This window comes from Streptomyces sp. CA189, assembly GCF_056428985.1.
Window position 1 is genome coordinate 26,881 of the sequence record NZ_JBWJVM010000077.1, and the last position, 13,347, is coordinate 40,227.

Sequence of the window (13,347 nt, forward strand, 5' to 3'; positions counted from 1 at the left end):
CCCCCTTCGCTTCCTTACAAATCCTTCACTTCTCCGGCTGCTTCGCGCGGTTCCAGAGACCTGCCGAGCAGATCTCGCGCGGACCGGATCCGGTCCTTCAGCTCGGCCGGCTCGACCACCTCGAACTCACACCCGATCAGCATGATGTGAATCACGAGGACATCGAGGCTGACCGCCCCGGTGCGCAGGAGGCAGCTCTCCTCGTCGAGCGGTTCCAGCGTCCCGTCGGCCGGCCCCACGAACCGCGCCGCCTCCTGGGCCGGCACCCGCAGCAGGACGACCGCCCGGGCCGCGTACGCCCGCTGGGAGATGCCGCGGGAGACGTACGCGGCGAGGTCCTCGGCGGGCGGCGGGCGCGGGGTGAAGCGCGGTCCGTGCGGGGGTCTGGGCTCGATCCGGTCGACCCGGAAGGTCCGCCAGTCCTCCCGGTCCAGGTCCCAGGCGACGAGGTACCAGCGGCGCTCGGTGCACACCAGCCGGTGCGGTTCCACGGTCCTGCGCGTGGTGGTGCCCCCGTGGTCCCGGTAGTCGAAGCGCAGCCGCTCGGTGTCGCGGCAGACGCCGGCCAGTTCGGTCAGCACGGAGGAGTCGACGGTGGACGCGCCCGCCCCGCGGAGCATGGGAACGGTGAACCGGTTCAGCGCGGACACCCGGGCCCGCAGCCGCGAGGGCAGGACCTGTTCCAGCTTCGCGAGGGCCCGTACGGAGGCCTCGCCGATGCCCTCCACGCCGTTCCCGGCGGCGGTCCGCAGCCCCACGGCCACGGCGACGGCCTCGTCGTCGTCGAGCAGCAGCGGCGGCAGCTCGGCCCCGGCCCCGAGCTGGTACCCGCCGCCGGTGCCCGGACTGGCGTTCACGGGGTAACCGAGCTCCCGCAGCCGATCCACGTCCCGGCGCACGGTCCGCGCCGTGACGCCGAGCCGGCCGGCCAGGTCGGCCCCGGTCCATTCCCGGTGGGCCTGCAACAGTGACAACAGGCGCAGCAGCCGCGCGGAAGTATCGAGCATGTCCGAAGTCTGCCCGCACGGCCGGGGCCGCGGGACCGGGGCCACAGGACCGGGTCACAGGACCGGGGTCACACCCGAAGCGGGTGGACCCCGGACGGGCGGGACGACAAACTTGCGGCGCTAGGTTTTGTGATCCGGCCTGCCAGGAGGCGCAGTGTCCTTCGTTCCCACCGACCCGCTCGGGCTCGACGAACTCCTCACTCCCGAGGACCTCGCGATCCGCGACACCGTCCGCGGCTGGGCCGCCGACCGGGTCCTGCCGCACATCGCCGAGTGGTACGAGAACGGCGAGCTGCCCGGGATCCGGGAGATCGCCAAGGAGCTCGGCGCCCTCGGGGCGCTCGGCATGTCGCTCCAGGGTTACGGCTGCGCGGGCGCGAGCGCCGTCCAGTACGGGCTCGCCTGCCTGGAACTGGAGGCCGCGGACTCCGGGATCCGCTCGCTGGTCTCCGTACAGGGCTCGCTCGCGATGTACGCGATCTGGAAGTACGGCTCCGAGGAGCAGAAGCAGCGGTGGCTGCCCGGCATGGCCGCGGGCGAGCTCATCGGCTGCTTCGGGCTGACCGAGCCGGACGTCGGGTCGGATCCCGGCGCGATGCGCACCCACGCCAAGCGGGACGGCACCGACTGGGTGTTGAACGGCCGCAAGATGTGGATCACCAACGGCTCGGTGGCCGCCGTGGCCGTCGTCTGGGCGCAGACCGAGGAGGGGATCCGCGGGTTCGCCGTCCCCACGGACGCGGCGGGGTTCTCCGCCCCGGAGATCAAGCACAAGTGGTCCCTGCGCGCCTCGGTGACCAGCGAGCTGGTCCTGGACGACGTACGGCTGCCCGCCGACGCGGTGCTTCCGGGCGTCACCGGGCTCAAGGGGCCGCTCGGCTGTCTCAGCCACGCGCGGTACGGGATCGTCTGGGGTTCCATGGGCGCGGCACGCGCCAGCTTCGAGTCGGCGCTCGGCTACGCGAAGACGCGCGAGCAGTTCGGCAGGCCCATCGGCGGCTTCCAGCTCACCCAGGCCAAGCTCGCGGACATGGCGGTGGAGCTCCACAAGGGGATCCTGCTTGCCCACCACCTGGGGCGGCGGATGGACGCGGGGACGCTGAGGCCGGAACAGATCAGCTTCGGCAAGCTCAACAACGTCCGCGAGGCCATCGAGATCTGTCGCACCGCGCGGACGATCCTGGGTGCCAACGGGATCTCCCTCGAGTACCCCGTCATGCGGCACGCCACCAACCTCGAATCGGTCCTCACCTACGAGGGCACCGTCGAGATGCACCAGCTCGTGCTGGGCAAGGCGCTCACCGGGCTCGACGCCTTCCGCTAGGCCGGGTGCGGCCAAACAGGATGCCGGGAGGGCCGGAAGGAGCCGGAGGCGGCCGGTGAGGGCCTTGCTCAGCTCTGGTTGAAGAAGTCGCGCGAGCGGCCGCCGGACTCGCCGCTCACGATCTGGGTGTCGGCCGGGGTCAGCAGGAAGACCCTGGTCGCCACCCGCTCGATCGAACCGCGCAGACCGAAGGTCAGACCGGCGGCGAAGTCGACCACGCGCTTCGCGTCGCCCGGGTCCATCGAGGACAGGTTCACGATGACCGGGACACCGTCGCGGAACAGCTCGCCGATGCCGCGGGCGTCGCGGAAGCCGTCCGGGGTGACCGTCGCGATGCGGCGGCCCTGATCGACGGCGGACTCCGACGCCACCTTGACGCGCGGGTCCGTGACCCACTGCTCGCCGGGGCCGACCACCGAACCCCCCTGCGGGGCCTCCGCGTAGTCGTCGTCGTAGTAACGCTCGTCGTCGCTGTCCTCTACGAGACCCAGCCAGGCACTCGCCTTGCGCACCGAACCCATGGACGCCTCCTTTCATCGCGGTCAGTTCTGTCTTCTCTTCCGCGTCCCTATCGTCGTCCATGATGCTGACAACGCGCCAAGTGGATAGTCGCCGCGCAGGGGTTTCGTGACGGTACTGGTGCAGAACATCCGTTGCACGGTCAAGGATCCCAGCGGGTACCGCTGCTGACTGAGTGAAAATACGACCAGTGCGGCCGTACGGGTGAGCGACGGGGACGTACGGGTGACGCGCGGTCTCGCTACGATGCCCGTCGAGCACGCGTATGACACACGGGGGAATCGTTTTGTTCGGCATCGTCAGACCATGCACGCACCGCCTCGGCGATCGGTTCAAGACGGAGTGGATGGCCCATCTCTGCGGGCTGTGCCTGGCACTTCGGGGGGACCACGGCCAGTTCGCGAGGATCGTGACCAACTACGACGGGCTGCTCGTCTCCGTTCTGACGGAGGCTCAGTCCGGACCCGCCCCGGGCTCCCGGCGCACCGCCGGACCCTGTCCACTGCGCGGGATGCGCACCGCCGCCGTGGCCAACGGCGAGGGCGCGCGGCTCGCCGCCGCGGTCTCGCTGGTCCTCGCCTCCGCGAAGGTGCGCGACCACGTGGCCGACCGGGACGGGCTGTTGGCCCGCGCCCCGATCGCCCTCGCGGCGCGCCGGGTGGCCAGGGGCTGGGACCGTGCGGGCGCCCGTACCGGGGCCTCGCTCGGCTTCGACACGGCCGTGCTCGTCGACGCCGTGGACCGGCAGGCGGGCATCGAGAGCCTGGCCGGAGCCGGCACTCCGGTGCTCGTGGTGACCGAGCCGACCGAGACCGCCACGGCCGCCGCCTTCGCCCATACCGCGACCCTCGCCGGGCGGCCAGGCAACGCCCCCGCGCTCGCCGAGGCGGGACGCTACTTCGGGCGGCTCGCGCACCTGCTGGACGCCGTCGAGGACCAGGCGGCGGACGCGGCCGCGGGTGCCTGGAACCCGTTGACCGCAACCGGGACGTCCCGTACCGAGGCGCGCAGGCTGTGCGACGACGCCCTGCGGGGCATCCGGCTGGCACTGCGGGAGGTGGAGTTCGCCGACGCGGGGCTCGCCCACCGGCTGCTCGTGCACGAGCTGCGCACCTCGGTGGACCGGGCCTTCGGGACCGCCGGCTGCGCGCACACGGTGACGGACCCGGGCCCCGAGGGCTCCTTCGGCCCGCCCCCGGTGGACTTCGGCCCGCCCCCGGCGCCCCCGCGCAAGCCGCGCCGCGACCTGTTGCCGGGCTGCGCGGTGGCCCTGGGGCTCTTCTGCACCTGCCAGCTGTGCTGCACGGACCACGAGGGTCCGTGGTCCCGCAAGAAGAGGGACGCGTGGTGCAACAACTGCGACTGCGGTCCGAACTGCAACTGTGACTGCGGCTGCGGCGACTGCTGCTGCTGCCCCTGCGACGGCTGCTGAGGACGCTCCGGCTCCGCTTCGGCCCCGGCTCGGGGCCTGTGTGGTTGTGGCTTGGTTCGGGCTTGGTTCACCCTCTGGCGCCGACGATCCGGCAGGGTGATTTCCGGCCGTTCCGGCGGCCGGTGCGCAACGGGGGGTCATGTGGCCTGGGCTGCGGCAAGGGGGCCTGTCGACGGGGACGGTCGGCCGGGAGCGGACAGTGGCCTGAAGTTGCCCTTGCCCTGCGAGGCTGCCGACGGAAAACCTTCGATAGCATTTACGGGGTTTGTCAGGGGCACGGCGAACGGCGATCCGCCGGCCGCGGTCCCTGGTGTGCCCGCACAAGCCCGGGCACCGCACCTCACCCCGGGCTTCGATTCCCTTCGGGAGGACAATAAGTGACGATCAAGCGCATCTTCCGTTCCCGGCTCTTCGCCGCGGCCGTCGGCCTGTCGGCCGTGGCCACCCTCGCGGGTCCCGCGACGGCGGCCGAGGCCCCGAGCGGCGGCAGCGTCAACGCCGAGCGCCTCGCCGCGGTGGACGCCTCGCTCCTGCGGGCCGACATCGCCGGCACCGCCTGGGGCACGGACCCCGCCACGGGCACCCTCGTGGTCACCGCGGACTCCACCGTCTCGGACGCGAACATAGCGAAGATCAAGAAGGAGGCCGGGGCGAACTCCTCGGCGGTGCGCGTCGAGCGGACCCACGGCAAGCTGTCGAAGCTGATCAGTGGCGGCGACGGCATCTGGACCACGTCCTGGCGCTGCTCCCTCGGCTTCAACGTGCGCAAGGGCACCTCGTACTACGCCCTGACCGCAGGGCACTGCACCAAGGGTGCGGGCACGTGGTACGCCAACGCGGCGCGGACCACCAAGATCGGCCCGACCGCCGGTGCCAGCTTCCCGGGCGACGACCTCGGGCTCGTCAAGTACGAGAACAAGGCCCTCTCGCACTGGGGCAGTGTGGGCAACCAGGACATCGCGACCGCCATCAACGCCACCGTGGGCCTGGCCGTCAAGCGCCGCGGCAACACCACCGGTACCCACGGCGGCAAGGTGACCGGCCTGAACTTCAAGGTGAACTACGGCAACGGTGAGATCGTCCACGGGATGATCCGGACCAACATCTGCGCCGAGCCCGGCGACAGCGGCGGTCCGCTCTACTCGGGCAACCGCGCGGTCGGCCTGACCTCCGGCGGCAGCGGCAACTGCAAGACGGGCGGGACCACCTACTTCCAGCCCGTCAAGGAAGCGCTCACCCGCTACGGCGTCAACGTGTACTAAACCCACACGCACCCGCTTCATCCCTGGACCTCCTCCCGCTCGCCGGGAGGAGGTCCTGTGCGTCCGGGTGTGCGTGCGTTCGTGGCGCTTCGTGAGCCTTCCGGTTTCGGGCCGGGCCGGTGTGGAAGGGTTGAGCGGCATGAGCGCTGACACATCCGAACCCGGCGAACCCGGCGAACCCGGCGAACCCAGTGAGACCGACGCCACCGACGACGCGGAAGATCCGGGCACGGCCTGGAAGCGGTGGCACGAGCATCGGGTGGCCACCGTGTCCGCCCCCTACGGGCCGCTGGCGCTGACCGGCACCCACTGGCTCGCCGACTACCCGGAAGGTCGAATTCCGGCCGTTCCGGGGCACTGGCGGGCCGCCGCCGGCGGGGTGACCCTGACCGCCGGCCCGGACGACGGGATCACCCTGGACGGCGTACCCCTCACCGGCGCTGCCGTCCTCGCCGCCGACGAAGCCCCGCCCTCGCACTCCCGGCTCCGCGCCGGGGAGGTGCGGCTCGTCGTGATCCGGCGCGAAGGGGAATGGGCGGTACGCGTGTTCGATCCGGCCTCGCCGGGCCGCGCGGCCTTCACCGGGATCGAGGCCACCCCGTACGACCCGGCGTACGCGGTGCCGGGGCACTTCACCCCGTACGGGGAGGACCGGACGGTCCAGGTCGAGAACGTGGACGGACGTGCGCGCGGGCTCGGCCTGGGCGGCGAGCTGAGCTTCGACTTCGAGGGCGCCCGGCACGCGCTGCGGGTCGCGGTGGACGAGGAGGACGGCAGTCTCTGGGCGGTCGTCGGCGATGCCACCGGCGGCCGTTCCAGCTACCGCTTCCGCTTCCTCAAGCCCGGAATCCCGGCCGCCGACGGCTCGATCGCCGTGGACCTCAACCGGGTCCAGCTGCCTCCCTGTGCCTTCGCGGACCACTTCGTGTGCCCCTTCCCTCCGCCCGGCAACACCCTGCCCTTCGGGATCGAGGCGGGTGAGCGGCGGCTGAAAGGCGCCCTTGCTAGCGGTATCTGACACCAGGAGACTCCCGTCAGCGTCTCTCGGGGCTTGTCAGGGGCACGTCGAACGGCATCCCGTCCGCCGTGCTCCCGGCCGCCCTCCACGGGCTCCGGCACCACACCCACCCCGCCGGGCCCCCGACCCCCACTCGGGAGGACGACAAGTGACGATCAAGCGCATCATCCGCTCCAGGCTCTTCGCCGTGGCCACCGGCATGGCCGCCGTGGCCGCGCTCGCGGCCCCCACGGCCGCGCACGCCGACGGCGGGTTCAGCGCCGACCGGCTCGCCTCCGCGGGCGCCTCGGTCCTGCGGGCCGACGTTGCCGGCACCGCCTGGCACACCGACCCCGCCACCGGCACCCTGGTGGTCACCGCCGACTCCACCGTCTCGGCGGCCTCCATCGCCAGAATCCGCAGCGAGGCCGGAGCGAACGCGGCCGCCCTGCGCATCGAGCGTACCCCCGGCAAACTGACGAAGCTGCTCAGCGGCGGCGACGCCAAGTACGCCACCAGTTGGCGCTGTTCGGTCGGCTTCAACGTGCGCAGCGGAAGCACCTATTACGTCCTCACCGCCGGCCACTGCACCGACGGCGCGGGCACCTGGTGGACCAACTCCGCCCGCACCACCGTCATCGGCGCGACGGTGGGCTCCAGCTTCCCGAACAACGACTACGGACTCATCCGCTACGACAACGCCTCCCTCTCCCACCCCGGCGCCGTCGGCAGTCAGGACATCACCAGCGCCGTCAACGCCACCAACGGCATGTCCGTCACGCGCCGCGGCTCCACCACCGGCACCCACAGCGGCTCGGTGACCGGACTCAACGCCACCGTGAACTACGGCGGCGGCGACGTCGTCTACGGCATGATCCGGACCAACGTCTGCGCCGAGCCCGGCGACAGCGGCGGTCCGCTCTACTCGGGCACCCGCGCGGTCGGCCTCACCTCCGGCGGCAGCGGCAACTGCTCCTCGGGCGGCACCACGTTCTTCCAGCCCGTCGTCGAGGCGCTCAACGCGTACGGCGTGAGCGTGTACTAGCCCGGCCCCGGGTGCGCCACGGACCCGTGCGCCCCCGCCGCACCCCTGGACGTCCTCCCGCCTTCTGGGAGGATGTCCAGGGCGTTCGTGTACACGGGGGGAGCGGGTTTCCGCATGAAGCGAATCGGCGTGACCGGGCACCGGTCGATTCCGGACGAGCTGCTCGGCCATGTGGAGGAAGGCCTGCGGGCCGTACTGGGGGGCCACCAGGGGCCGTTGGAGGCCCTCTCCAGCCTCGCCGAGGGAGCCGACCAGCTGTTCGCCGCCATCGCGCTGGAATGCGGCGCGGACCTCACCGTGGTCATCCCCAGCGGGGACTACGAGGAGGGCTTCGAGGAGGGCGGCGCGCTGGACCGGTACCTCGGGCTCAAGCTCCGGGCCGCCCAGGAGGTCCGGATGGACTTCGCCCGCTCCACCGACGAGGCCTACTACGCGGCCGGCACCTACATCGCCGATTCCTGCGACCGCCTCGTCGCCGTCTGGGACGGCCTGCCCGCCCGCGGGCACGGCGGCACCGCCGAGATCGTCGCCTACGCCCGCGCGCTCGGGAAGCCCGTCACCGTGATCTGGCGGGAGGGCGTGGCCCGGGACTGAACCCGGGCCGCACCCCACGCGTCAGCCGCCGCCGACCGTCAACTGCTGTGCCGGGCAAGCCAGTCCGTGTGCTGCGGGGACACGTACCGCTCGGTCTCGTAGACCGCGGTCGGCCACTGCGTCTCGGTGATCGTGGTCTGCATCACGACCATCATCGCGGAGAGGTCCTGCTCGATCAGGGTGTGCGCCTCGATCAGCGGGTGGTGGCGCCGCACCTCGTTCCAGGCGATGCCGGCCGTCGCCGCCGCGCTCAGCAGCCCGGTCAGCGCCGGCCCCGGACCCGAACCGAACGCCCCGAAGAGGGCGAACAGCAGCGCCAGCAGGGTCAGCAGCACGATCGACCACGACCACAGGGCCGTCGCCCGCCGGGACACCTCCGTCTTGCGCTGGTACCAGTTGCGCTGCTCGATCAGCCGGTCGCGGACGTACGTCTCCCTGCGGACCTGGTAGTCCAGCCCCCGCAGCCGGAACATCGCACCGGTGATCTCCCCGCCCTCCGGCACCAGCCCGGCGGCCCGCGGATCCTCCCAGCCCATCTTGCGCAGTTCGTTCAGTCCGGCCTCCAGCCGGGTCCGGTACGTCTCCTCGACGCCCGGGACCTCGCTGCCGAAGGGCGCTCCGTGGACGGCGTACCGCCAGGCCAGCGACTTGATGAACTCCGCGGCGCTGCGGTTGAGCTGCCACTGCGGGCGGGCCCGGCGCCGGGTGGCCCGTACGCCCACGCCCAGTACACCGGCGTAGGCGAGCACGCTGAGGAGCCCGGACAGGTAGGCGGAGCCGAGCTTCGGCCCGTCAGGCAGGGCGGCGATCGCGGCGGCCACGACGAGCAGCATCAGCTGGGCGCGGGTGGCCTGGGTGGACTCCCGCTGCCGGGAGATCGCCGCCTGGTCGGTGTGGTGGAAGAGGGCCGGCAGGTCCTCGTTGCGAAAGGTCATGCTGTCACTCACAGCGAACCCCCCAGTCTGCTGGTTCTGCGTTCTGTGTCTATCGGGAGGGGAGGGGAGGTGCGGGGGCGGCTCCCGGCGGGCGCCGCCCCCGCGGATCACACCGCCAGCGGCTCCAGGTCCCGGTGGACCCGGCGCTCGTCGCGGGCGTACCGCGTCAGCCCGTGGTCCTCGCCGAGCAGCCGCGTCAGCTCGGTCACCGCCTCGGCCCGGACCCGGTTCGCCTCCTCCTTGCGGCCCATCATGTCCAGGCTGACCGCCATGTTGGAGGCGCTCGCCAGGGTCTCCGGGTGGTGCACGCCCAGCGCCTCGCGCAGCCGCATCACCGCGAGCCGCTCCAGCTCCAGGGCTCCCTCCGGATCGCCCAGGTCGGCCCGGGCGTTGGCCAGGTTGAGGTTGGCGAAGATGGTGTGCGGGTGGTTGTCGCCCAGCACCTCGCTCATGTGCCGGATGGTCTGGCGCAGCATCGGATCGGCGGTCTCCGCCGCCCCCGTGCCCCAGTGGAACACCGCGAGGTTGTTGACCGCGGCCAGGGTGTACGGGTGCCGCTCGCCCGGCACCTTGACGTACTCGTCCACCACCTCCTGGGCCAGGTCCCGCGCCCCGCCCGGGTCGCCGGTCGCGAACAGGTCCGCGGCCAGGTTGAGTTCGCAGGCCAGGAGGTCCGGGTTGACCGAGGTGTACTTGGCCCGGTACCGGTTGCGGGTCGCCGTCGTCAGACGCAGCGCGTCCTCCACGTCACCCGCCCTGCGCAGCGAGACCGCCAGGTTCTTGGCCGCCGACAGGGTGCCGGGGAAGGCCCGGCCCAGAGTCCGCTTGTAGATCTCGTACGTCCGGCTCAGCAGCTGCACCGAGTCGTCGTAGCGGCCGACCTCGCGCAGGTCGCGCGCCAGGTTCTGCGCCGAGGACAGGGTGTACGGATGGTCCGTGCCCAGCACCTCGGTGCGCCGGTCCAAGACCTCCTGGTCGATCTCCCTGGCCCGCGCGTACTGCCCGATCATGCGCAGGTTCAGCGCGAGGTTGTTCGCGGCGGCCAGGGTGCGCGGGTGGGCCTCGTGGAAGATCTGCCCGAAGCCCTCGTGCGCGGCGTTGGCCAGCTCCATCGCCTCGCCGTAGCGGCCGAGCGCGCCCAGGTCCATCGCCAGACCGCTGGTGGTCATGTACGTGTGCGGGTGCGAGACGCCCAGCGCCGCCTGCTGGCGCTCCAGCGTGCCCTCGTCCAGCTCCATCGCCTCCACGAACCGGCCCTGCGAACGCAGGATGTTGGAGAGGTGGAAGCGCAGGTACAGGTACTGGAGGTCGTCGCCGCCCAGGGTCTCGCGCCAGGTCTCGCGCAGTTCCTCGCCCAGCGCGTACGCGGCCTTGAAGTCGCCGCGCTTCCAGAGGTAGCGGACGCGGTCGATCAGCAGCCGGCGGGTTTCCGGCTCCTTGCAGAACCGGGCCTCCGACGGGGTCAGGTGCGGCCAGATGGTGTTGAACCGCGGCCAGGTCTCCGGGTTGTCTATCGGCTCGTCGTCGTCCGGCCGGGCCCCCGCAAGGATCCGGTGCACCGCGTGCCGGGCCTCGCGCTGCTCCTCCTCGGAGAGCTGCGCCCGGATCACGGCCTGCACCAGGCGGTGCACCTGGATGCTGTTGCTGACCTGGTCGACCTTGGCGAGCGCGAACCGGCCGATCTCCCGGATCACGCGGCCCAGTACGAGCTTCTCCTGGAGGGAGGAGTCGTACGGTTTGAGGGCGTCGATCATCTCCTTGCTGTACAGCAGGTTCGCCGAGATCGGCTCGGGGGCGAAGAAGGCGCACAGCTGGAGCAGCCGCACGGCCGCGGGGGAGCGGGACTGCAGCCGCTCTATGGAGACGTTCCAGGTGGCGGCCACCGGCTCCGGGTAGCCGGGCGGCTGGTTCAGCGCCAGCACGCGGGCGGCCTGCTGGGCCAGCTGCTCGATGTACGCGGACACCGGGGTCGCGGTCTCCGCGATCCAGGCGCCCGCCTGCTCGACGGCCAGCGGCAGGTCGCCGACGGCGATGGCCACCTGCTCGGCATCCTCCTTGCTGAGCCCGGGGGCCCGGCGCTGGAGGTGCTCGATGGACTCCTCGCGGAGGAACACGTCCACCGGGAGGGCGTCGCCGTACTGGGACCAGGACTGGTTGCGGGAGGTGACCAGCACGTGCCCCGGGCCGCCCGGCGGGAAGTACCGCTTGAGCGTCTCGGGATCGTCGGCGTTGTCGAACACCAGCAGCCAGCGCGAGGAGGGAACCCCGCGCCGCAGCAGGTCGATCGCCTCCTGGGAGGCGGCCGACATGTCCTCGCCGGTCTGCGCGCCGAGGCGTACGGCCAGTTCCGCGAGGGCCGCGACCACGTCGTCGGTCTGCTCGGCGGAGATCCACCAGACCAGGTCGTAGTCGGCCATGAAGCGGTGGACGTACTCCAGTGCCACCTGGGTCTTGCCGACGCCGCCGAGCCCGAAGAGGGTCTGGGGCTGCGGCAGCACCACGGATATGCCGCCGCCGAGCTGGTCGCGCATCCGCTCCAGCACGATGGAACGGCCGGTGAAACCGGGGTTGCGGGGCGGCGCGTTCCAGATCTTCGGGACCGTCCCCGGGAAGCGGGGGCCGGGCGCGGAGGCGCTGGCGACGGTGTCGGGCAGCGCCATCGGCCGTTCCACCGCACGCAGCAGCGCGGTCGTGGCGTGCACCTCGTCGAGGCGGAACAGGTCCACGGGATTGCGGTCGATGTACGGGGTGGACAGGCGTACGTCGCCCACCCGCAGCGGCACCAGCTGGCGCCGCCCCCCGGTCGGGTCCTCGGCGGCGGCCCGCTCCCACACGTCCACCGCGCGGGCGGACTTGAGGTAGGCGCTGGAGAGCAGCACCACGGTCCGCGCGGCGGTGTCGACGCTGATCCCGGTTCCGCCCAGGGTGTCCCCGCCGGCGGTGTCCGGGACCCGTTCGGCGGAGACGTCCCGGGGGACGACCCGGAAGCCGGCCCGGGTGAGCACCGATTCGATCCAGTCGGCCCACATGCGGTTCTCGGCGACGTAGGAGAGGAAGAGGTCCGCGGGCAGGGCGGGGCGGCGCCGGGTGAAGGCGTCCCGGATGCGCAGGCGCACCTCCTCGCCGATGGCCGGCATCGAGGTGACGTCGCCCTCGGTGACCACGGCGGTGAGCCGTTCGAAGGCGGAGAGCAGGGAGTTGGTGAGCCCGGCCTCGTCCCCGAAGGTGGCCAGGGTCTCCTCGTAGGCGTAGTAGGGGCGGTACGGGATCTCCACGGCGCCCCAGTAGGAGGTGAGGTCGTCCCCGATCAGGCCGTTGGGGAAGCGGTCGAACTTGATCCGGGCCAGGGCGCGGCCGGCGTCGGCCTTCTCCTTCTCGCCCTCGTCGATGCGCATCGGGACCGGGTAGATCTTGATGCCGCGGTCGTTGAACCGCTCGTCGATCTGCCGGGCCACGGAGGCGGCGCCGTCGATGGACTGGTCGGAGAGGGTGAAGCAGTCGACCAGGACGTCGGGCAGGTGGACCGTGCAGATGTCGGCTATGTCGGAGAGGCCGGTGCGGCTGTCGATCAGGACGTAGTCGTAGTTCCGCTTCATGTCCGCCCGTAAGGCGTCGAAGAAGAGCCCGCCGCCGAGCCGGTCGTAGAAGTTGTCCCAGTCGAAGGTCGACACGGTCGCCGAGTACTCGCGGTTCTGCCGGCCCGCCGAGACGAAGTCGAGGGTCCCGCCGTCGGGGAACTCCCACCCGAGGGTCTCGGGGGTGAGCGAGACGGCGTGCGGCTGGATCCGCGCGTAGTCCTTGTGCCAGTCGTCGGCGCGCTGCACCGGGCTGGTGGCGGCCCACGCGTACTCGCTGATCAGGTCGATGACCCCGGTGGTGGCGCCGAGGGTGGAGGGGTCCAGGAAGGGGTGGAAGAAGCGGTGCAGGCCGGGAGCCTCCAGGTCCCAGTCCACGGCGAGGACCCGCTTGCCGTTGGCGGCGAGGATCCAGGCGGTGTTGGCCAGCGCCATCGTGCGGCCCGTGCCGCCCTTGTACGAGTAGAAGGTGACGATGCGTCCCTCGCGGTGCTCGTCACGGCTGCTGTGCTGGCCGTCACGACTCTGGCTGTCACGACTCGATGTCATCCGCGTCCCCCCGGTCGTTGTCGTTGTTGTCGGTGGGCCCGGCGGCGCGGCCGGACCCGGCGTACCCGTCGCCCGTATCGCCCGCGGTGGGCGGGAAGGGGGCGGGCG

General features: G+C 71.8%; 10 protein-coding genes. 6 read left to right on the forward strand and 4 right to left on the reverse strand.

Going from position 1 to position 13,347, the window contains the following annotated elements:
- Positions 1–14: 14 nt before the first annotated feature.
- Positions 15–1,007, reverse strand: a complete 993-nt coding sequence (locus AC061S_RS36315) for a helix-turn-helix transcriptional regulator (RefSeq protein ID WP_478690145.1) — start codon at positions 1,005–1,007, stop codon at positions 15–17.
- Positions 1,008–1,161: 154 nt separating this feature from the next.
- Between AC061S_RS36315 and AC061S_RS36320 the strand changes: the two genes are divergently transcribed.
- Positions 1,162–2,331 carry an acyl-CoA dehydrogenase family protein gene (locus AC061S_RS36320; protein ID WP_478690146.1) on the forward strand — a complete coding sequence of 390 codons (1,170 nt, stop codon included), beginning with the start codon at positions 1,162–1,164 and terminating at the stop codon, positions 2,329–2,331.
- A gap of 68 nt (positions 2,332–2,399) precedes the next feature.
- Here AC061S_RS36320 and AC061S_RS36325 read toward each other — a convergent pair whose 3' ends face one another.
- On the reverse strand, positions 2,400–2,852 hold the full coding sequence (locus AC061S_RS36325; RefSeq protein WP_267758884.1) for a cell division protein SepF: 453 nt from the start codon (positions 2,850–2,852) through the stop codon (positions 2,400–2,402).
- Positions 2,853–3,136: 284 nt separating this feature from the next.
- Here AC061S_RS36325 and AC061S_RS36330 point away from each other — a divergent pair, with 284 nt between their 5' ends.
- From AC061S_RS36330 to AC061S_RS36350, 5 genes are all read left to right on the forward strand, one after another.
- The gene (locus tag AC061S_RS36330) at positions 3,137–4,282 is read left to right on the forward strand and encodes a DUF5685 family protein (protein WP_478690147.1); all 1,146 of its coding nucleotides are present in this window, start codon (positions 3,137–3,139) and stop codon (positions 4,280–4,282) included.
- Positions 4,283–4,659: 377 nt separating this feature from the next.
- Entirely contained in the window at positions 4,660–5,544 is an 885-nt protein-coding gene (locus AC061S_RS36335) for a S1 family peptidase (protein WP_478690148.1), read from the forward strand.
- Between the two features lie 139 nt (positions 5,545–5,683).
- Positions 5,684–6,562: a DUF1684 domain-containing protein gene (locus AC061S_RS36340; protein ID WP_478690149.1), complete on the forward strand. Its 879-nt coding sequence runs from the start codon at positions 5,684–5,686 to the stop codon at positions 6,560–6,562.
- 199 nt (positions 6,563–6,761) lie between these two features.
- A complete protein-coding gene (locus AC061S_RS36345; protein ID WP_478690154.1) occupies positions 6,762–7,586 on the forward strand; it encodes a S1 family peptidase in 825 nt (274 codons plus the stop codon).
- A gap of 114 nt (positions 7,587–7,700) precedes the next feature.
- Positions 7,701–8,180 carry a hypothetical protein gene (locus AC061S_RS36350; RefSeq protein WP_478690150.1) on the forward strand — a complete coding sequence of 160 codons (480 nt, stop codon included), beginning with the start codon at positions 7,701–7,703 and terminating at the stop codon, positions 8,178–8,180.
- A gap of 38 nt (positions 8,181–8,218) precedes the next feature.
- Here the strand turns inward: AC061S_RS36350 and AC061S_RS36355 are convergent, their stop codons facing one another.
- On the reverse strand, positions 8,219–9,115 hold the full coding sequence (locus tag AC061S_RS36355) for a DUF4231 domain-containing protein (protein WP_478690151.1): 897 nt from the start codon (positions 9,113–9,115) through the stop codon (positions 8,219–8,221).
- Positions 9,116–9,222: 107 nt separating this feature from the next.
- Complete coding sequence (fxsT, locus tag AC061S_RS36360; protein WP_478690152.1) at positions 9,223–13,239, reverse strand: FxSxx-COOH system tetratricopeptide repeat protein; 4,017 nt, start codon at positions 13,237–13,239, stop codon at positions 9,223–9,225.
- Positions 13,240–13,347 lie beyond the last annotated feature (108 nt).